Source organism: Labrys miyagiensis, from assembly GCF_030160835.1.
In the GTDB taxonomy this organism is placed as follows: domain Bacteria; phylum Pseudomonadota; class Alphaproteobacteria; order Rhizobiales; family Labraceae; genus Labrys; species Labrys miyagiensis.
Window position 1 is genome coordinate 15,591 of record NZ_BSPC01000043.1, and the last position, 19,206, is coordinate 34,796.

Below are 19,206 nucleotides of genomic sequence, written 5' to 3' on the forward strand. Positions count from 1 at the left end.
TGGACGTTGGATTAGTGACATGACTTTAGATCCGGGCAGTACCTCGCCGGAGGCGAAAAACCTTCAGCGTCCGATCGCGCGGTTGCTCCGGCCGCTGGTGCGCCTGTTCGTGCGTAGCGGCATCACCTTCCCAGTCATCTGCGATTTGCTGCGCGAACTCTATGTGAATGTCGCCGAGTACGACTTCGCCCTCTCCGACAAGGAACAGACCGATAGCCGCGTCAGTCTCCTGACCGGCATCCACCGCAAAGAGGTGCGGAGACTGCGCGGCGCCGGGGCTCCGGTGACCGTCGTGCCGACAGCCCTGTCCCGCACGAGCAGCATCCTGGCGTGTTGGCTCGCTTCGCCGCGCTTCACCGACGAGGCGGGGGCGCCGCTGGTGCTGCCGCGTAGGGCAGAGGGCTCGGCGCCGTCCTTCGAGGCCCTGGTCGCCAGCGTCACCAAGGACGTTCGGCCGCGGGCCATCCTCGACGAATGGCTCGACCGCAAGCTCGTCACCGTCGATGGCAACAATTGCGTGACCTTGCTCGAAACCGCACTCGTACCCCGGAGCGGCGATGAACAGTCACTCTATTATTTTGGGCGCAACCTGCACGATCACATTGCCGCATCGGTCGCGAACATCACCTCCGCGGAACCGCTTTTCCTCGAGCGGGCCGTCCATTATGACGGCATCTCCGAAAACTTGGCACGGCAGTTCCAAGACCAGTCGCGGGCGCTGGCCATGTCGGCGCTGCAAAGCGCCAACCGCCAAGCCTTCACGGCTTGCGAGAGCGATCCCGGCGGTGACTGGCGCTGGAATTTCGGTGTCTATGTCTATGCCGAACAGGTGCCAGGCGGCCGCCAATCCCCCAGCCCCGGTCACGATGTCGAGGAAGATCAATCATGAGCAGGCGCTGGCTGATATCCCGCCGCAGGCTGACCCACCTCCTGGCCTGTTTGGTGGCGGGCCTGCCCTTTGCGGCCTACGCCGAGGATCCCGTGCCGTCGGAACCGGAGAGCCTTGAGCCGCCGCAGCCTCCGCCGATCGACAAAAGGCGCCGGGACCGCGGCATCGGCGGCACCGGCGTGATCGGCACCATCCGGCAATTCGGCAGCATCGTCGTCAACGACCTCCGCATCGCCTATCCGCCCGACGTCGCCGTGATCATCGACGGCATCGAGAAATCTTCCACGGCCATGCGGATCGGCCATGTTGTCGAGGTGGTGGCACAGGGGCGCCGGGACCGCCTCTCGACCCAGCGCATCGTCATCACCAGCGAGGTGATCGGGCCGGTGGAGAGCGTCTCGGCTACGATGATCACGGTTCTCGGCCAAACCGTCCTCGTCGACGGCCCCCTGCCGCAGCCGCCCCTTCATCCGGGCGAAGTGGTTTCCGTTTCCGGCCTTCGGCGGCTGGACGGCACCATCGTCGCCAGCCTGATCGAGCGCAGGCGCGGCGCGCGGCGGCAGATCGTCGGGCTGTTGCAAGCCGGCAGCGATGGTGTGCCCCGCATCGGACGACTGGTCGTCCGCGGTGCGCGGCGATCGCTCCTGGGGCAGCGCGTGTTGCTCACAGGCCGGCTGGTGGCGGGTGTCTTCGAAGTGACGGGCAGCCGCCTTGCCTTGGCATTGCTGCTCGACTCCGACCTGGATCATGTGTCGATGGAGGCCTATGGCGAGCGTCGGGGCGGGGGGGTCGTGTTCGGATCGGGCCTTCTGATCGCCGAGGGGAGCGTCGCCGCTTCCCTTTCCGACACACGTGAAGTTCGACTGGTTGTCGAGATCCGACGGGATGAAAAGGGCGCTCTCGCCATCAGCGCGGCTCGGATCACCGATGCAGGCGGGCGCGACGGCCTTGGACTGCCCGGTTTGCGCGAAGATGGCGGTATTCCAGCGCTGGGCGGACCGGGCGGGCTTCCTCTGGGATCACCGCCGGGAGGGCTAGGATCACCGCCGGGAGGGCTGGGAGCACCGGGTGGCCTTCGAGGGGCCCCGCATCTTTGAGGTTGCCGGAGTTCGTGCCGGCAACCGCCGATCCGGGAGCCCTGCATCGGCCGCAGTCAGCGGCTTCCCGCGGCAGGCTGTAAATTGGCCACGAAGATTTCCCCCGGCGATCCCTTGTCTAACCTAATGACCTTTGAGGAGAAATCTTGGGTATAGCGGGGTCACGTTCGGCGCCGATCGTGACCCCACATGGAATTCGTATTTCACTGTTCTTTCAGCTGGTTGCGTCCGAGGTGCCCGGGGTCAATCCTCGGCGCCGATCCACACTGCCGGGATCTGCAAGAGGCGGTGAGGGCTGGAAACTTAAGCCGCTGGTACGCGGACGAGGTTTTCGTGAAGGTCAACGGTAAGCTCCATTATCTTTGGCGGGCCGTCGATCACGAGGGCGAGGTGTTGGAGTTCTTCGTCAGCAAGACCCGGGACAAGACTCAAGCGTTGAAATTCCTTAAGAAGCTATGGCCGTCCTGAGATCATCGTCACCGACGGGTTGCGAGCCTACGGCGCGGCGATGAGGGAGATCGACAATCTCAAACGCCGGGAAGCGGGCCGTTGGAAGAACAATCGGGCCGAGAATTCCCATCAACCGTTTCGACGGCGAGAGGCGGCGATGCTCAAATTCCGCAGGATGAAGACACTTCAAAAATTCGTTGCGATCCACGGCCAGATCCACAACCACTTCAATTCGGAGCGCCACCTCGTCAGCCGGGAAATCTACAAGCAGAGACGCTCGGCCGCCCTGACCGAGTGGCGAGCAGTCGCGGCCTAACCGAAGTTCAGATTGGCCTTCGTGCTCCTGGCGGAGATAGCTTGGAGTTAGTTTGACAGGGCCCCTTCTGCAGTTTGTCCAACCTTGAATAAGGCAACTCCCGCCCGTTGTACTGGATGCCCAAGCGACTGGGGAGGGCTGTTGAATAGCCGATTGCCTGCGTTTCGTCCCGGATCAGATCCATGGTATGTCTAGGAGACATCAAGGTGACTGCCTCTGCGCCAGACTCCCTCCGTACGTGAGGAGATCGACCAATGGCGTGTGTCCTGCAAGCGCTGAGTTTCGCGACCTACCTACTGGCCGGCGCTCCCGACGAGCACGCCGTTGATCTGGAACTTGTTTTGGCGAATGACGCTTCCGCCTCGATGGACGTCGAAGAGCGTCAGGCGCAGCTGCAAGGATACGCTAGTGCATTCCGAGATCCGGCTGTCATCGCTCGCATCTTGGACGGGATACGTGGCCGTATCGCTGTGACATATATGCAATGGTCCGGAGATCGAGATCAGGCTGTTCGCATTCCCTGGAGGTTGATCGACGGCTTCCAAACGTCCTCCCGATTTGCTGAAACGATCGAAAGGCTGCCCGTTGAACTTGAATTTGGCCCCACTTCTCTTGGCTCAGCACTCTCCTTCGGTGCTGCGTTGTTCGACCAAAATTCCTATGAGGGACAACGACGAGTGATCGATATCGCGGGCGACGGCGTCAGCAATGACGGCCCAGCGGTGGAATTAGTTCGCAATCGTATCGTCGCGCGGGGGATCACTATTAATGGCCTCGCCATGATATTTATCAATTCTCCCACAGATAGCCGTTTTGGCTCTCGTAGGTTTTTGCTGAATAGTCAAAAGGACATTTACCTCGAACGCTACTACCGAGACCATGTGATTGGCGGGGCAGGCTCATTCGTCTCGACGATACGGGACAAATCCGGTTTCGTGCAGACCCTGAAGATGAAGTTGATACGGGAGATTGCCGGGAGGGTATCCCCTTGCGTAGACGCTGATTGATCGCCTGCTGCAATTCGTGCGCAGCTAGGGGGCATGCGCGGGCGTGTTAGTCATTTCAGGAACCAGCCTTTATTTTTACAGCTGTGTGCCTCTTTGGACAGCGCGAGCGAAGGATACCTAATGGCCGGCTTAGTAGGCTATTTCGACATCGTCGCCGCCAACGCAAATTGTGGTCAGCCCGCGAGAGTGGGGGAATGGATCCCAGTTGCAGGCACAAAATGAACCTACGGGTCTGAAGGGCGTTGCTCCCGGTGACATCCAACAGGAAAAGCAACAATGAGCACCGCCAACTTGCCGGAAGAAGCCTTTGAAGCCCTTCGCGATCTCGCGGTGAATGGCTCGGACGCCGATAGCTCACCGCCGATGCTGAAGGTGCTGCAGGAACAAGGCTATGCGGAGCTGACGGACAGGAAGTGGGCAGTAACCGGAGCCGGGCAGGCGTTGCTGGACTCTGGCGCCCTCGAAGATCGCCCACCATACCTGCCTAAAGCAGACTGAGCCAATTTAGCTCACATAGATTCCCGCCTGCATCGAGCCGGGAAGAAGCGCAGGTACTACAATGCTGGTGCGTGTCGAATTCGCGTAACGCCTTTTATGTCTGTTGGCGGTCGCACGCTTGACTAAGGCGCAGAGCTGAACATGAAATCGGACCGCTCCTTTGCGCTCATATACGGCATCGCCTATCTCCTTGACCGGGCGGCACTCTGTCAGTTCCGAAAGCGCGATATGGAAAAGCCGCGAACATCCCGGTCTGTTTCGCCGCGGCAGATCAGATCCGCCGTGATACGGCCGACCAGGGGACCGAGTGTGTAGCCGTTCGACGCGACGGCATTGAAGAAGCCGGGAATGCTGGGATGCTCACCTAGAATTGGGGCGCCGTCGATATTGACGTTCATCGCAGCCCAACTGCGGATGATATGAAGTTTGCGCAGGGCCGGGATGACATGTTGCGCCACCCATAGATTGCCTTCCAAACTGGCCCGTAGAGGTCTGGGATGATGATGGATCGGATCCAGTCCGGCCGTCCACCCGCCCCCGATGATGAAATTGCCATTGGCCGCCTGCTTGAGCGTCAAGTGCCGGTCGGCATGGGCCACGAGGCGCGAGACGAGCGGCTCGACAGCCTCCGTGACCACCATCTGGAGGGGAGCACCGAACACTGGAACATCAGTCCCCAGCATACGGCCGATTTGCGATGCGAAAGCGCCAGCCGCATTTACTACCACGCCAGCACGGATTAAGCCGCGCGACGTATGGACAATGAAGCCCGCCGCGACCCGCTCGATGGCAAGGACATCCACCTGCTCAAATAACTTCGCGCCAGCGGCTGTTGCTCCCTCCAGCACGCCCTGTGTTGCAATCAATGGATTGATTTTACCTTCCTGGGGACAAAAGGCGGCGCCGAGAAAGCCGTCGCTGAGAGCGGGCTCGAGCCCGCGCAGTGTCGAGGCGTCGATCATCTGGCAATCGATGCCCTGCGACTGCTCCACACGGGTCTTTTCGATAAGGAAAGCAAGATCGCGCTGGTTCTCGGCAACCATCAGACCGCCTGTGATCCTCATTTCGAAGTCGCGGCGAAGCTCGCGTTCGAGCTCGGCCCAAAGTGCGATGGAATCGCGTTGCAGAGGCAGGGTCTGGGCTGCCGGCGATCCGCCGCCTTCGGCCCTGGCGCCATGATCGAAAGAAAGGAGCTGGGCGTGTAAGCTGCCAGCATTGCCACCGGATGCGCGCGCATTGGCATATCCTCGGTCCAGCACAACGACTTCCTGCCCATAACGGGCAAGGAACAGGGCCGTAGAGAGCCCGGCAATGCCGGCGCCGATCACCAAAACGGAGACCTCCGCTAAGGGCAGCGGTTTCGAATTGGAGGCTGAGGCCACAACCGAAGGCAACAAGGCGCGCCGGTGGCCGGCCCATTCCGGCCTCTCCACGGCGAGAGCGACGAGGGGAATCGGCCGTAGCGGCATCTGCGGCGCTGGGAAGTCCGTCTCCTGCACGGGTCTACCAATGAGCTGGGCGAGTCGAGGAACGCAATAGCGCCCCTGGCACCGCCCCATCCCGGCTCTCGTCAGCCGCTTAAGGGTCGCGATATCCGTGACCTGTTCGGCTTCGACAACTCGGCGCAGGTCGCCCAGGCTCAGCGTTTCGCAGCGGCACACATGTGTGTCACTGCGGGCTCGAGACAAGCCGGCTTCGGGCGCCGCGAACACTTTCCACAAAGCCGCCTGAAAGCGCCGGCTTCGGGCGAGCCGACGGAGCGACACATGGTCTTCAGGCGTTGGGCGACCTAGCCTGCGCACGGCTTCGCTCGCCGCGAGGCGACCTTGTGCCATGGCGATCTGTGCGCCGCCGAACCCGCCCGCCTCGCCGACCACGAAGACATCGTGAAGGGTGGTCGCGCCGGCATCGTCGCGCTTTGCTTCAGCGCGCGGTGTGCCGTCTGACTGTACTGCATGAGCGCAACCAAGCAGGCGTACCAATTCGTTGGCCGGAGAGAACGCCTCGCCCACGACAACAGTGTCGATCGAGAAGACCCGTTCATTGCCCACTGCATCGATGAGCACGGCCTGTTCGGCCTGCACCCCGCCTTCAACCCGGGCGAGGCGGTGACCCCAATGCACGGCAATGCCGCGGCGGGCAAGACGGAAGAGATGGCGCAGCCCCGCTACAGCGAGCGCGGTGTCGGCCGCCATCAGGTCGAGGGCGGCCCTCGGCCGGGTCCAGGGCGGTGGCGCGGCCTCGGCGACGGCGACGACCTGCGCTCCAGCCCGGGCGAGCTCGTCGGCCACCTGCAGGTTAAGGGGGCCATTACCGGCGATGAGGACGCGCTTTCCTGGTAGGACACCATGACTTCGAAGCAGCGTCTGGCACGCGCCGGTCGTGATCACACCCGGCAGCGTCCATCCAGGAAAGGTGCCAGGTTGCTCGAAAGCTCCCGAGGCGATGACCAATATCTTCGGCCTTAGATAGCTGGCTCGATCCTTATGGAGGAGGCCGAGCACAAGAATATCGTCCTCACGAAACGCCCCCCAGATCAGTGCTTGGCTGCGGATCTCGACACCGCGCGCGCGGACCGAGCTGATCAGGATCGAACCGTCGCGCGATTGGCGGTCGGCGAGGCCGGGTGTCAGGGCTGACCCGCTCGCGGGTTGTTTGAAATACTGGCCACCGGGGGCCGGCCTCTCGTCGACGATCAATACAGAGGCGCCCGAGGCAGCGGCGACCTCGGCCGCCGCGAGGCCGCCGGGGCCCGCACCGACGATCAGCAGATCCACCGCCTCTTCCGGCAGCGCGCCTTCGGGCGGAGGTGCGGCATCCAACAGTTGATCGCCGAGAAGGAGTTTCGAGGGCTGGCGGCCCACGTTCATGCCGGCCGATACCTTGGTCATGCAGGCCCGTACCCCGGCCCTTCCGTCCGCAACGACGAGGCAGTCGTGGCACACGCCCATACCGCAATGGAGGCCACGCGGCTCGCCGTTGCGGGCAAAGGTCTGGACAACCTCACCATTTGCCATCAGGGCCGCGGCGATCGTCTCGCCGGCAGCCGCCGTGAGGGCGCGCCCTTCGAACCGAAAGGTGAGCATCTGGCCGGAGGATGTCGGCAGTCGAGACATTTGCCGCTCAACTGAGTCCGAGAAGGTCCGCGAAGGCTCGGCGGGACCCGCTTGCCTCGTACGCCTTTTTACCGTTCACTTCGTTCGCTCCACCTCCGGCAAGCACATTGCTCACAGGGCAAAGTGCAGACTAAATTCGTTCACGAGCCGCCGCATTTGCGCATCAGCCTCCGCAGGCAGAGGGAGCCTCGGCGGTTGCGGCGGCCCGGCGGCAAAGCCCATATGGGTCAAGAGCGCCTTGGTGCCGGCGACATAGCGCTGGCCACCGACGGCTTCGATCACGGGCACCCACTTCAGATAGAGCGCGCGGGCCTCCGCGATCCTGCCCTCATCCGCCACGAGTTCGAAAAGCCTTGCCAAGGGCGCCGGAGCGACGTTGGACGCAACCGCAACCCAACCTTGCGCGCCCTCGACGAAGGATTCGAAGCCGAGAATTCCACCGAACACCGTCATGTGGTCGCCGGCAAGGCGGATGATGTCGCGCACGCGCGTCACCTCCAGCGTCGATTCCTTGATGTAGTCGCACCCCTCGATGGTGGCCAGGCGTGCGACGAGCGACGGCCTGAGGTCGACATTGGCCGTTGCCGGGTTGTTGTACACCATGATCGGGATGGAGATTGCATCGGCCACGGTCTTGTAGTGGTGGTAGAGTTCATCCTCCGTCGGGGTGGAGTAGAATGGGGGAATGATCATCACGCCGTCGGCACCGAGCTGTTCGGCTTCACGGCTCAGGCGGACCACTTCCCGCGTATCCTCGGCACCGGTTCCCAGCAACACCGGTACCCGGCCGGCAGCCGTGCGGATCACCGTCGCGGCAATGCCGTGTCGCTCCTCTTCCGAGAGGGAAAGAAACTCGCCGGTCGAGCCGAGGGGAATCAGACCGTGAATGCCCTGACGGATCTGCCATTCGGTGAAATCGGCCATTGCCTTGAGATCGATGCGACCTTCGGCGTTGCAGGGCGTGATCATGACGGTGAAGGTACCGCGAAATGTCTTGCTCATGATGTCTTTCACACGGGCTTTGCCGTGCCATATCGTTGGGTTTGCAGGAAAAGGAAGCCTTGGGGTCAGCGCTGCTCCGTCGCGGCCCCCATCTGCTCGTAGGCGCGGCCAAAGCGACGCTCGATCGCGCGCTGCACGAAGTCCCAGGCCGTCGTCATGGCGAGGTAGTAGAGGGCGGCAACGGTGAAGAGCTCCAGAACCATGAAACGCTCCTGGATCAGCACTTGCGTACGGCGCAAGAGCTCCTCCATCGAGATGACGGAGGTTATCGATGTCGTCTTGAGAAGCCCGTTCACCGAATTGCCGATCGGCGGCACAATGATGCGCAGTGCCTGGGGAAGAATTATGAGGCGCATGACGAGCACGTTGCGCATCCCGAGAGCCTTCCCGGCGTCGCTCTGTCCAAAGGGGATCGCAGCAATGCCGGCTCGGATGATCTCAGCTAAATAGGCGGCCTCGTTGAGCGAAAGTCCAATCAGAGCGGATTCGATCACCGACAGCCGGATGCCGATCTGAGGCAGCCCGGTATAGATGACGATGAGCTGCACCAGCAACGGTGTCCCCCGAAACAGCCAGACATAGAAGGCCGCTGCGAAGGAGACGATGCGGAGCCTCGACAGTCGCATCACGGCAAGCAGGAAGCCGATGGCAAAGCCCGCCGATATCGAGGCGACGGTCAGCCATAATGTGGTGACGGCGCCCTCAGCCAGATAAGGGTTGGTGAGATAGTCGAAGAAGCCTGGCCAGTTCCACCCTTGCATCGCTGTCTCCCAAGCGGTTGGAGACGGAGCGGGACGACCGCTCCGTCAGCCGATACGGCTTCACATGTCCGGACCATGGACGGCGAAAGCATCGGGAAAGGCCGGAACGCCATAGGCGGCAAAGAGCTTGTCGTAGCTGCCGTCCTTCTTCATGTCGTCGAGCACGCCCTTGACCGCGACGGCCAAGGCCTTGTTCTTGAAGGCCAGTGCGACGGGTGCAGGATAGAGCCCGCTGATGGCACGCGTGAAATCGCCACGATCCTGATACTCCTTGGCAACTCCATCGATCGACGTCACCGCGTCGATCTGGCCAGCCTTGAGCGCCTGATAGGCGACCGCGAACGTATCGAAGGTACGGATGGTGAGGCCCTGCAGCCCTTTGGCCTTGAGGGCCGTGTCGAGGGCATGGGTCTGCGCCTCCTCGAAGCCACCGATCTCGACGCCCACCGTCTTGCCGGCGAGATCGTCGGTCTCGGTGATCTTGCCCTTGTCCTGATTGGCGATCGAGATCGAGATCGCCTGGTTTTCATAGGGGATCATATACATCAGCTTGACGCGCGCGGGCGTGAAGAAGATGCCTGTGTTGATCATGTCCCAGCGGCCCCCCTGCAGACCTGGGACCATCGCATCGAAGTCGATCTTGATATAATCGGGCTTCAGGCAGAGACGCTTGGCAATTTCAGTGCCGAGCTCGATGCGCATGCCTTTCAAGGCGCCGGACGAGTCAACGAATTGCAGCGGCGGCAGTGTTGGGTTGGTCGACATGGTCAGCGTGCCGCCTGCGATAAGATCGCCCGCCGCGACCTTCGGCTGGCAATCGTCCGCCGATGCGATGGTTGGCGCGACCGCCAGTGCTCCCGCGAAAAGCGATACCCACAGTCCAAACTTCAGAACATTCATGGTCCCACTCCGGTTCTGGATGACACCAGGCCGCTTTCACCTCGGACTGACCGAGATGGGCGGCTCGCTCGGCGGCTGCCGAGTGGCATTCTTCTGGTATACCACTTGTTGCATGCAAATTGAGCACGCGCAAGTGTTAGGCAGAATTCATCGAAGCGGAGGTTGGGCTGATATCAAAGGCCGTCGAGGATGCGCTTTCTGACGTTCCGGATGTGCTCGGCCATCGCATCACGCGCCTTTTCAGCGCGACCCGTGGCCAGCGCATCGAGGATGCGGCCATGATCATCCAGGCCGGGCTTGCGGCGCGGCGGGACTGTCTGACGCTCGAAGATCTTGGTGTAGCGGCGCATCTCGCGGATGAGCTTGCTGAGGAAGGGGTTGCCACTCTTCTCGGCAAGGAGCTCGTGTAGCAGATCGTCAAAACGCCAGTGGCGTCCTTCGAGCTGCGGGCTCTCATCCGCTTCGAGTGCGGCAAGCTCGCTCCGGAGCATGCTAATGTCGTTTGGTGTGAGGGAGCGCACCGCGAGCCCAGCGGCCTGGGGCTCAATCATCATGCGCACGTCGAGACTGTGGAGATAATCCTGCAAAGTAATGACGCGGACCGAGAGCAGGCGGTCTGTCAGCCTGACGAGAAGACCCTCGCCTTCAAGTCGACCAAGTGCATCTCGCATGGGCGTACGTGACACGCCCATCGCTTCCGCCAGCTTGCGTTCCTGAATTACAGAACCTCCGGGCAATTCATGGGAAAGTATCTTTTCGAGTACAGTGCGATACGCCGCATCGGCAAGCTTGCCGTCTCCTCCTTTGCTCATTGAGCACCTTTCTGCCTCGACGCAGGCGCTTTAGGATGTCGGCATAGCATGGACGTTACCTTCCTTTCAGAATGTCAGCCGCCTTCTGGAAGCGTATTGAAGTATGCCACTCCTCGCATTTCACCAAGTGTCGCACCATCTTCGATGATGAGCGCATGCCTTCTTCAATCGCGCGCTCCCTCTGAGGATCAGATTTCAACCTGCAAATTGCCGCTTGAGCCGAGTGGGAGTTGTCACGGAACTCTGCGAAGCCGCTGCATTGCAGAGCATGCAAGCCATGAGGGCAGCTGTCACAATGCCAAAAGGAAGCTTCTAAAATTGTTCCAACACTCTCGCTCCCTTTTCTGAATGCCCGCAATCGAAACGGCCGTGTGTAACTTTGTCCCTGTCAGCGGCGAAGAACGCTCAGATGGGACGAGTACGGCCCTACATGACAACATCCATAGTAATCAGGCCCACGAAACCAACCGACGCCCTGCACTCTGGGCCTCATCCACTTCCTGGCACCGGCCTATCTTGCGGCCCAGGCAGTGGGGGAGGGACGACGAAGCCTCAAGAGGACACCCGTGGTCGTGATCCCCAAGGTTGGCCAGCAAATGCTTGTCGTCTTCGTTGTCGGCACGGTGACGGCGCAGGTCCTCGGCATCGTGCTCGACCACGCTGGTCGTAACGACGTGACCATCGCCGCTGCGAACCTCGCCGGCTTCGCAATCCTGATTTTCGTTGCCCATGGAGTCGCCTGGTCGAAATCTGTCCAGGGGAAGAAGGTCACCGCAAAACGGCCGGTATTCCCATGATAGGCAAAGCCGATGCAAAAGGCCCGACGCGCAAGGGGGAGATATCGTGAAAGCCGGGACGCGCCACACACTTTTCGACACAGCCGAAGGGCGTCGGCTTCGCGAGATCGCAGTCGGCACGCCGTGGCGCAAATGGGGCCCCTATCTGGCCGAGCGCCAGTGGGGCACCGTCCGGGAGGACTACAGCACGGATGGCGATGCCTGGGGGTTCTTCCCTTTCGCGCACGCCCGCAGCCGCGCCTATCGGTGGGGTGAAGACGGGATCGCGGGCTTCTGTGACGAAGCCATGCGTTGGTGCCTCGGCGTGGCCCTGTGGAACGGCAAGGATGCCATCCTCAAGGAGCGTCTATTCGGGCTTGGAAATGCGCAAGGCAATCATGGCGAAGACGTGAAGGAGGCCTATCATTTCGTCGACGCCACGCCGACCCATTCCTATCAGAAGATGGTCTACCGCTATCCGCAGTCTGCCTTTCCCTATGAGGACCTCCTGAGCGTCAACAAGGCGCGGTCACGCCAGGAGCCTGAGTTCGAACTTGCCGACACAGGCGTCTTTGCTCGACGACGCTATTTCGATGTCACCGTCGAATATGCCAAGGCCGATTACGACGATATCCTGATGCTGGTCTCGATCGAGAATGCCTCGGACGAGCCGGCACATCTTCATGTGCTTCCCCAGCTCTGGGCGCGCAACACTTGGTCGTGGGCCGGAACGGCCGATCGACCACGACTGCGTGAGGACGGCGATGGCGATGTTCTGGCGCTTCGTCCCGGCAAGAAGACACGGCGTTTGAGTGTCGAAGACGCGGCTCAATGGCTCTTCTGCGAGAACAATACCAACACGCCGCTGCTTTTCGGTGTCGACGCATCGGGGCCGTTCAAGGACGGCATCAACGATTTCATCGTAGCGGGGCGGCGCGATGCCGTCAGTGCAACGGGCGAGGGAAGCAAGGTCGCCGCCCATGTCGACGTCGAGCTGCCTGGGCATGGGCGCGCGTCGATTCGCTTGCGCTGGCGGCCCGACGGGGTCGCGCCGCGTCCTTTCGCCGAGTTTGACACGATCCTGGCCGCCCGGCGCGATGAAGCGGATGAGTTCTATGTGGCGCTTCAGGCTGGAATGCCGAATGCCGATGCCCGCAAGGTTCATCGTCAGGCGCTTGCCGGACTGCTCTGGTCGAAGCAGGCTTATCTTTTCGACATCCCGATCTGGCTTGACGGCGATCCGGCACAGCCGGCACCGCCCCGGGAGCGTCGAGGCGGCCGGAATGCCGATTGGTCGCACCTCAACAATGCCGACGTCATCTCGATGCCGGATACCTGGGAATATCCCTGGTATGCCGCCTGGGATCTGGCCTTCCATTGCGTGTCCCTTGCCCTGGTGGACCCTGCCTTCGCGAAGGATCAGCTCGTGCTGTTGACACGCGAGTGGTTCATGCACCCCAACGGTCAGATGCCTGCCTATGAATGGATGTTCGGCGATGTCAATCCGCCGGTACACGCCTGGGCCGCCCTGCGCGTCTACGAGATGGATCGCGATCGCACCGGCGTCGCCGACACGGCCTTCCTGGAGCGTGTGCTTCACAAATTGCTGCTGAATTTTACCTGGTGGGTCAATCGCAAGGACACGGGCGGACGCAATCTGTTCCAGGGCGGGTTTCTTGGTCTCGACAACATCAGCCCGTTCAATCGCTCGGACCCATTGCCGGATGGCATGTCAATCGACCAATCCGACGGGACGGCCTGGATGGCGATGTATGCGCTCAATCTGATGCGAATTTCCATCGAACTGGCCATGACCAATTCCGTCTACGAGGACATCGCGACCAAATTCTTCGAGCATTTCCTGTCGATCGCGGGTGCGATGGCCGATGTCGGTGGGACCGGGCAGGGGTTGTGGAACGATGAGGACGGCTTCTTCTACGACACGTTGAAGATGGAGGATGGGCGCATCGCGCCGATCCGGCTGCGTTCCATGGTTGGTCTCATTCCGATTTTCGCCGTTGAGGTACTCGACCAACGTGTCTTTGAGAAGCTTCCCGGCTTCACGCGGCGTCTCCATTGGTTCCTGAAATACCGGCCTCACCTGGCACAACTCGTTTCGCAGTGGACGGAACCCGGCGTTGGCGAGCGGCATTTGCTGTCGCTGTTGCGCGGGCATCGCTTGAAGAGCTTGCTGAGGCGGGCGCTCGATGAAACCGAGTTCCTCTCCGACTATGGCATTCGTTCCCTATCGAAGATGCATGCAATCGAACCCTATCGGCTCGATCATCGCGGGATGAAGCTCGAAGTGCCCTACACGCCGGGGGAAGCAATGAGCGGCTTGTTCGGCGGCAACTCCAACTGGCGCGGCCCGATCTGGATGCCGGTCAATTTCCTGCTGATCGACGCACTTCGGAAGTTTCACGGCTATTTCGGGCCCGAGTTCACGGTCGAATGTCCGGTTGGATCAGGCCGCGACATGAATCTCAGCGAAGTTGCCGATGAATTGAGCCACCGTTTGAGCCGTCTGTTTCTCCGAGGGTCGGAGGGCCACAGGCCGGCGCTTGCAGCGGAGACGCGAGGCGGCGCCGTCGTTGGCGACCATCTTCTGTTCCACGAATATTTCCATGGCGATTCGGGAAGGGGCCTCGGTTCTTCCCATCAGACCGGCTGGACCGCCTTGATCGCGAATCTGCTGGCGCGAGGCGAATGAAACGCGGCGGCTGACCATACCGCCGGAGAAGGGCAAGAGCCGGCTTCGTCTCCTCTCGCAGCAGGCGATCGGGACCCAGCGTATGAGAATTGACCCGAGTCTAGAGAGCGGTAGGTTGGTAGCGCCTCTGCTACGTCGACTCACACACGTATCCTAGCACAGCCGCTCGTCGGTCTTGCGGGTAGGGGGGGTATTCATTGTAGAAGGAGGCGACCAAGGAACGGTGCGATGACCCCGCGTGATTTTCTGGTGCTGCTGTGCCGCCGTGCCGCAACTACCGCGGGTGCAATCATTCTAGGCCCGGTGGCGTTGGCTTTTGCCTAGGCGGCGGACGAAGCGTCTAAGCTCTTTGAGATTCTGGTCGAGAAGGCGCCCTATGCGCCGCTGGTGGTCAGCAGAATTCCGCGGGAAAGCCAGAGGGACCGAATGCCGTCGTCCCAGGGTCAGGACGTACAAACGTTCCCGCTCAATAGCGGGTCGGGTAGTTTTGGAGCCGGGATGCCGACGGACAGCGGCCAAGCATAGGCGCTCGATTATTGCCCGGCGATTGCTTGGTCAGTAGGCGAGGCAAGGGGCAAATGTCGTGCGGGGGATGAACATGCGTGAAAATGAAACGGCCGCTGTCGGCGTGGCGGGGATGTGCTGCTTTGCAAGCGCCGCCGCCGCGGTCAAATTTCTCAGCGCCGGTGAAACGTTGGTCGCCTGGCAATTCGGAGCACTGTCAGTGATCTCATTATTTGTCGGGTGGGCGATCTTCCGCAGCAGCCCTGAGCTATGACCGAATGCCGTGGTCCCTCTCATATTGTTCTACACCCTCGGCGCAGTGGGGCCACGTGCTGACCGATGCTCCTAGGGCCAATACCTGGAGCAAAGTTACGGAGTCAGGGTCAGGTCATTGATTGGCCACCAGGCGCTCCCCGGCATGCACAGGCCTCGGCAGTCGGTTAGTGGGAGGAGCCAGCGGGCACACATAGCGAGATGAGTAGGCGCAGGATGGGAAGTAGGAGAAATTGAAATCAAGAAAGAGCACGCTACCGGGACGGACCGGCCCTAGGTCCGCGCCCTTGATGGTATCAAGGAGGTAGCGACCGCCCCCATAGGTCTCCACACCACTCGTTTCGTCGGTAAACGGCAGGAACACACCTCCGCCATAGCCTTCAATCCAGTAGAGTGTCAGCTCAACACCGAGCCCGTCGCGCAGGCCATGGGTCTGCGCAAATGCGCGCATCACAGTGCTCCCATCCGCTCCGGTAGCGAAGCTCAAGCGTTCAGACGGAGCTGGAACCAGTCGGGCTGGGAAGCGGAACGCGGGATCGTATGGGAACATCGCCGGACCGTCAAACGCCATGCGGCCGGCTGGTTCAATCGGCGATTGCGGGTGAGTCCGGAACATTTCGGCACGACGCTGACACCAAAGCCGCCACCCGGCTTTGATATCCGATTTGGAGCGAACATCGTGATAGAGGTCAGCAACGCTCCGACGCCAGTCCCAAAGATCCGTGGTTTCGATCACGCCATCGCCTCCCTTGTGTCGACCAAGAACACCCATTCGTACCTGGGCGCAGGCCGTGATGTGCTCTGCCTCACGTTGGCGCAAGTCAATTTACCGGATGTGTGACAAAGCCCAGCGAATGCCTGTATGTGCCGCGGTAACCCCATCGCGGACGCCAACTGCCACTTCGCAACCTTTTATGCGGCCAATTCTCTCGGTCTTCTACCATTGTGCGTCATTCCGCACAGCCCGTGCCGATTGAGACCCATTATCGCACACGCTGAAGCTGGTTAAATACGACAAATAAAAAGGAGACATGGCATGATTGATATTAGCAAAGCCGGTACCTTCACGCTGGGCGGCCACACGGTGAAGCGCCTCGGTTACGGCGCGATGCAACTTGCCGGACCCGGTGTATTCGGGCCACCCAAGGATCGGGACGGCGCACTTGCGGTGCTCCGCAATGCTATTGCGACAGGTGTGAACCATATCGACACAAGCGATTTTTATGGCCCCCACATAACCAACCAGCTCATCCGTGAAGCGCTTCACCCCTATCCCGAGGATCTTGTCATCGTCACTAAAATCGGAGCGCGGCGCGGTGAAGACGCCTCGTGGAATCCAGCGTTCTCGGCGGAGGACCTGACGCGCGCAGTGCATGACAATCTTCGAAACTTGGGTGTCGACGTGCTCGACATCGTTAATCTACGCGTCATGTTCGACGTCCACGGCCCCGCTGAGGGTTCGATCGAAGCACCACTTACGGCACTCGCGGAGTTGCAGCGCCAAGGGCTTGTGCGTCACATCGGTCTCAGCAACGTGACGGCCAAACAGATTGCCGAAGGACGCGGCATCACCGACATCGTCTGCGTGCAGAACCAGTATAATCTCGTGCACCGAGACGATGACAGTTTGATTGATGATCTGGCTGCCGCGGGAACCGCCTATGTGCCTTTCTTCCCGCTCGGAGGGTTCACGCCGCTTCAAGTAAGCGAGCTCAGCGATGTCGCCAGACGTCTCCGCGCGACACCGATGCAGGTTGCTATCGCGTGGCTGCTACGTCGCTCAGCCAACATCCTGCTTATCCCCGGCACGTCGTCAATCGAACATTTGCACGAAAACCTCGCCAGCGCAGCACTTGAACTGCCGGAGGACGCCATAACGGCGCTCGGTCGAATCGGAGTGAAGGGTGCGCCGGTCTGATGAATTCCGGGCGGTTCGGTACAAGCGTCGCTCCCGAGCACCGATCTCCTGCTCCGTTGCACTGGATCGGCAAGGCGCACATCGGCGCCTGACGAAGCTCCGCTCGTCCCATTGGCAGTGCGGATTTTCCGCTCACGGCAAAAGTCCGCCATGACGCATCATCGCTGGATTCGCATATCGAATTTTATGTCACTCAGCCCCCAGAGAACGCCAGTCGTGCTCAACGGATGATGCAAGCGGACCTCACAAATGATCGGACTTTCGCAGCGAAATGCGAATTTCGCGAAGAAAGTGAACAAGGGTCATCGCGAAAAGGAAAACGGCCACCACAAACAGCGCTGCCACTCCCTTTTCATGAGTCAGTTCAAAGACGGCCGATGCAAACGCGACAATGATCAGCGTCATCGTGACAATTCCGGATGAGACCGCAAAAAATACCGCCAAGTTAACCAGCCTTGCTCGTTCCTCCAGGCGTGGAAGGTCAGCTTTCTGGCACACTGGGCCACAGCTCCGATATGACGGCAGCTTCGTACATCGAGGTGATCAACAGAATCTCGGGGGAACCTCGTGAAGTCCGGATCGCGGAGGGAAGACGGGCCGCGTTATCGACCCAAGTCGTATGCTCGGGATGTCCGCTTGCAGACACTGGTCCGCTGCAAGCATCGCCGGTGACCTGCTGGGTATCAGCCGCGCGATATGGACAGCCCCGCGAGAAGCCGAGCGTACGCAGTGAGCCTGCGGGATAAGAACTCAGTGAAGAGCCGCACGCGCTTCGTCTTGCGTGTCTCCCCCTGTGTGAGAAGCCAGAGCGTTCCGTATATGTGCAGGTCGGTGCCCGGCACCCTCACCAGCAGAGGGTCGGCATCTCCGACGAAGCACGGCAGTGTCGTGATCCCGAGCCCTTGTCGTGCTGCAACGATCTGCGCCTCGGCGTCCGTGGTCCTGAATGGAACCCCCGTGGTGCGAACCTCACCCTCACTGGCCCAGTCCGGAATTCCGTGAAGGCTTATGACGATCCACCGGATGGGATCAGGCGCGCCCGCACGCCACGCGGCTAACAGATCGCGAGACATGTAAATGCCACCGAATACATCCGGTCCCTTCAGGCCGTGAAGATTGAGCGGCAGGGTTTTGCGGTCGTAGACGACGCGGATCGCCACGTCGGCCTCTCGGTTGGTCAGATTTGCCAGCTCGCCGGACGACAAGATTTCCATCTCGATATCCGGATGCAACCGCGCGAAATCGGCGAAGTCCGGCATAAGCAGGTGTGTCGCGAGGGTCGGAGCCAGTGTCACCCGCAGAAGCCCGCGCACGCTCTGGTCGCGCCCGAAGACGCGTGTCTCGAGCTGGTGCGACAACGCTTCCATCTGGTTTGCGAGTTCGAGGACCTCCTCGCCCGCAGCCGTCAGGCGGTAGCCCGAAGGCAGCTTTTCGAACATCTGCGCCCCGAGACGTTCCTCGAGCTGGGCGATGCGTCGTAGCACGGTCGAATGGTTCACCCCGAGGCGCTCGGCGGCGGCCCGCACCGAGCCTCCACGCGCGACGGCAAGAAAGTAGCGAACGTCATCCCAGTCGATCATGGTGCAATCCGGCACCGCCGAGGTGCGCCTTCCAAGCCCGTATCTAACACATCGAACAGCATCTCGTATGTGGGTAGCACGGCAGTCATCATAGCCCGTGCCGACAAGCGTGGCCCAATCCCGAACGGCGGACACCGAACGTGGCGGCTGGCGTCAATCGCCCAGCCGGATGGATTTCGCACCACCGATGTGCGCGCTTCCGCACTCACCGCCTACCTCGGGCGAACCCATGTTGAGGCTCTCGGAGGACCTCTCCGTACAGCCTAAGACCCGAGACGGCGAACCAAGGACTGCACGACATGACTAGATTGAATGGTAAGACCGCCGTCATCACGGGCGGCGCCACCGGCATCGGCCGCGCCGCAGCAAAGCGATTCATCGAGGAGGGCGCCTTTGTCTTCATCTTCGGCCGCCGGCACGACGCGCTCGACGCCGCTGTGGCCGACCTCGGGCCCAATGCCCGTGCGGTAAAGGGCTCGGTCTCGGATGAGGCCGACCTCGACCGACTCTACGCGGCGGTGAAGGCCGAGCGCGGAACCCTTGACATCGTCTTCGCCAATGCCGGGGCAGGAAGCCCACTTCCGCTCGGCCAGATCA

At 61.2% G+C, this 19,206-nt stretch carries 17 protein-coding genes and 1 pseudogene; 10 read left to right on the forward strand and 8 right to left on the reverse strand.

All coding sequences use genetic code 11. The annotated features are described in order from the left end of the window. The first annotated feature begins 19 nt into the window (after positions 1-19). From QQL24_RS20470 to QQL24_RS20490, 5 genes and pseudogenes are all read left to right on the forward strand, one after another. Entirely contained in the window at positions 20-889 is an 870-nt protein-coding gene (locus tag QQL24_RS20470) for a DUF6502 family protein (protein WP_284314151.1), read from the forward strand. Then, on the forward strand, positions 886-1,986 hold the full coding sequence (locus tag QQL24_RS20475) for a DUF5666 domain-containing protein (protein WP_284314152.1): 1,101 nt from the start codon (positions 886-888) through the stop codon (positions 1,984-1,986). The genes QQL24_RS20470 and QQL24_RS20475 overlap by 4 nt, the downstream gene beginning before the upstream one ends. 189 nt (positions 1,987-2,175) lie before the next feature. Beyond that, positions 2,176-2,752: pseudogene (locus tag QQL24_RS20480) on the forward strand (IS6 family transposase). Positions 2,753-3,006: 254 nt separating this feature from the next. Beyond that, a complete protein-coding gene (locus QQL24_RS20485) occupies positions 3,007-3,759 on the forward strand; it encodes a DUF1194 domain-containing protein (protein ID WP_284314153.1) in 753 nt (250 codons plus the stop codon). Positions 3,760-4,035: 276 nt separating this feature from the next. Next, on the forward strand, positions 4,036-4,257 hold the full coding sequence (locus tag QQL24_RS20490; protein WP_284314154.1) for a hypothetical protein: 222 nt from the start codon (positions 4,036-4,038) through the stop codon (positions 4,255-4,257). 209 nt (positions 4,258-4,466) lie between these two features. Here the strand turns inward: QQL24_RS20490 and QQL24_RS20495 are convergent, their stop codons facing one another. The 5 genes from QQL24_RS20495 to QQL24_RS20515 form a co-directional block, all read right to left on the reverse strand. Beyond that, positions 4,467-7,373 carry an FAD-dependent oxidoreductase gene (locus QQL24_RS20495; RefSeq protein WP_284314155.1) on the reverse strand — a complete coding sequence of 969 codons (2,907 nt, stop codon included), beginning with the start codon at positions 7,371-7,373 and terminating at the stop codon, positions 4,467-4,469. A 111-nt stretch (positions 7,374-7,484) separates the two neighbouring features. Next, positions 7,485-8,375, reverse strand: a complete 891-nt coding sequence (dapA, locus tag QQL24_RS20500; RefSeq protein WP_284314156.1) for a 4-hydroxy-tetrahydrodipicolinate synthase — start codon at positions 8,373-8,375, stop codon at positions 7,485-7,487. Between the two features lie 65 nt (positions 8,376-8,440). Next, entirely contained in the window at positions 8,441-9,136 is a 696-nt protein-coding gene (locus tag QQL24_RS20505) for an amino acid ABC transporter permease (protein WP_284314157.1), read from the reverse strand. 60 nt (positions 9,137-9,196) lie between these two features. Further along, positions 9,197-10,036, reverse strand: coding sequence for an ABC transporter substrate-binding protein (locus tag QQL24_RS20510; protein WP_284314158.1), 840 nt, complete (start codon positions 10,034-10,036; stop codon positions 9,197-9,199). Positions 10,037-10,209: 173 nt separating this feature from the next. Further along, positions 10,210-10,848 carry a GntR family transcriptional regulator gene (locus tag QQL24_RS20515; RefSeq protein ID WP_284314159.1) on the reverse strand — a complete coding sequence of 213 codons (639 nt, stop codon included), beginning with the start codon at positions 10,846-10,848 and terminating at the stop codon, positions 10,210-10,212. Positions 10,849-11,348: 500 nt separating this feature from the next. Here QQL24_RS20515 and opgC point away from each other — a divergent pair, with 500 nt between their 5' ends. The 3 genes from opgC to QQL24_RS20530 all read left to right on the forward strand — a co-directional run bounded on the left by opgC (position 11,349) and on the right by QQL24_RS20530 (position 15,112). Continuing rightward, positions 11,349-11,645: an OpgC domain-containing protein gene (gene opgC, locus QQL24_RS20520; protein ID WP_284314169.1), complete on the forward strand. Its 297-nt coding sequence runs from the start codon at positions 11,349-11,351 to the stop codon at positions 11,643-11,645. A 46-nt stretch (positions 11,646-11,691) separates the two neighbouring features. Then, positions 11,692-14,334 (forward strand): MGH1-like glycoside hydrolase domain-containing protein, encoded by a 2,643-nt coding sequence (locus tag QQL24_RS20525; RefSeq protein ID WP_284314160.1) that lies wholly within the window; start codon positions 11,692-11,694, stop codon positions 14,332-14,334. A gap of 598 nt (positions 14,335-14,932) precedes the next feature. Beyond that, the gene (locus QQL24_RS20530; RefSeq protein WP_284314161.1) at positions 14,933-15,112 is read left to right on the forward strand and encodes a hypothetical protein; all 180 of its coding nucleotides are present in this window, start codon (positions 14,933-14,935) and stop codon (positions 15,110-15,112) included. Between the two features lie 114 nt (positions 15,113-15,226). Here QQL24_RS20530 and QQL24_RS20535 read toward each other — a convergent pair whose 3' ends face one another. Then, complete coding sequence (locus tag QQL24_RS20535) at positions 15,227-15,847, reverse strand: DUF1684 domain-containing protein (RefSeq protein ID WP_284314162.1); 621 nt, start codon at positions 15,845-15,847, stop codon at positions 15,227-15,229. 300 nt (positions 15,848-16,147) lie between these two features. Between QQL24_RS20535 and QQL24_RS20540 the strand changes: the two genes are divergently transcribed. Continuing rightward, on the forward strand, positions 16,148-17,029 hold the full coding sequence (locus QQL24_RS20540) for an aldo/keto reductase family oxidoreductase (protein WP_284314163.1): 882 nt from the start codon (positions 16,148-16,150) through the stop codon (positions 17,027-17,029). A 243-nt stretch (positions 17,030-17,272) separates the two neighbouring features. Here QQL24_RS20540 and QQL24_RS20545 read toward each other — a convergent pair whose 3' ends face one another. Both QQL24_RS20545 and QQL24_RS20550 read right to left on the reverse strand, forming a co-directional pair. After that, positions 17,273-17,527, reverse strand: coding sequence for a DUF2721 domain-containing protein (locus QQL24_RS20545; protein ID WP_284314164.1), 255 nt, complete (start codon positions 17,525-17,527; stop codon positions 17,273-17,275). 185 nt (positions 17,528-17,712) lie between these two features. Further along, positions 17,713-18,609: a LysR family transcriptional regulator gene (locus tag QQL24_RS20550; RefSeq protein WP_284314165.1), complete on the reverse strand. Its 897-nt coding sequence runs from the start codon at positions 18,607-18,609 to the stop codon at positions 17,713-17,715. A gap of 299 nt (positions 18,610-18,908) precedes the next feature. On the opposite strand from QQL24_RS20550, the gene QQL24_RS20555 reads away from it, so the two are divergent. Further along, on the forward strand, positions 18,909-19,206 hold a 298-nt coding region (locus tag QQL24_RS20555), incomplete at its 3' end, for an SDR family NAD(P)-dependent oxidoreductase (protein ID WP_284314166.1).

Bases quoted from the DNA above. Each gene is read 5' to 3' on its own strand.
- QQL24_RS20470 (WP_284314151.1), top strand. From the start codon at position 20: ATGACTTTAGATCCGGGCAGTACCTCGCCGGAGGCGAAAAACCTTCAG.
- QQL24_RS20475 (WP_284314152.1), top strand. From the start codon at position 886: ATGAGCAGGCGCTGGCTGATATCCCGCCGCAGGCTGACCCACCTCCTG.
- QQL24_RS20485 (WP_284314153.1), top strand. From the start codon at position 3,007: ATGGCGTGTGTCCTGCAAGCGCTGAGTTTCGCGACCTACCTACTGGCC.
- QQL24_RS20490 (WP_284314154.1), top strand. From the start codon at position 4,036: ATGAGCACCGCCAACTTGCCGGAAGAAGCCTTTGAAGCCCTTCGCGAT.
- QQL24_RS20495 (WP_284314155.1), bottom strand. From the start codon at position 7,373: ATGTCTCGACTGCCGACATCCTCCGGCCAGATGCTCACCTTTCGGTTC.
- dapA (WP_284314156.1), bottom strand. From the start codon at position 8,375: ATGAGCAAGACATTTCGCGGTACCTTCACCGTCATGATCACGCCCTGC.
- QQL24_RS20505 (WP_284314157.1), bottom strand. From the start codon at position 9,136: ATGCAAGGGTGGAACTGGCCAGGCTTCTTCGACTATCTCACCAACCCT.
- QQL24_RS20510 (WP_284314158.1), bottom strand. From the start codon at position 10,036: ATGAATGTTCTGAAGTTTGGACTGTGGGTATCGCTTTTCGCGGGAGCA.
- QQL24_RS20515 (WP_284314159.1), bottom strand. From the start codon at position 10,848: ATGAGCAAAGGAGGAGACGGCAAGCTTGCCGATGCGGCGTATCGCACT.
- QQL24_RS20530 (WP_284314161.1), top strand. From the start codon at position 14,933: ATGCGTGAAAATGAAACGGCCGCTGTCGGCGTGGCGGGGATGTGCTGC.
- QQL24_RS20540 (WP_284314163.1), top strand. From the start codon at position 16,148: ATGATTGATATTAGCAAAGCCGGTACCTTCACGCTGGGCGGCCACACG.
- QQL24_RS20550 (WP_284314165.1), bottom strand. From the start codon at position 18,609: ATGATCGACTGGGATGACGTTCGCTACTTTCTTGCCGTCGCGCGTGGA.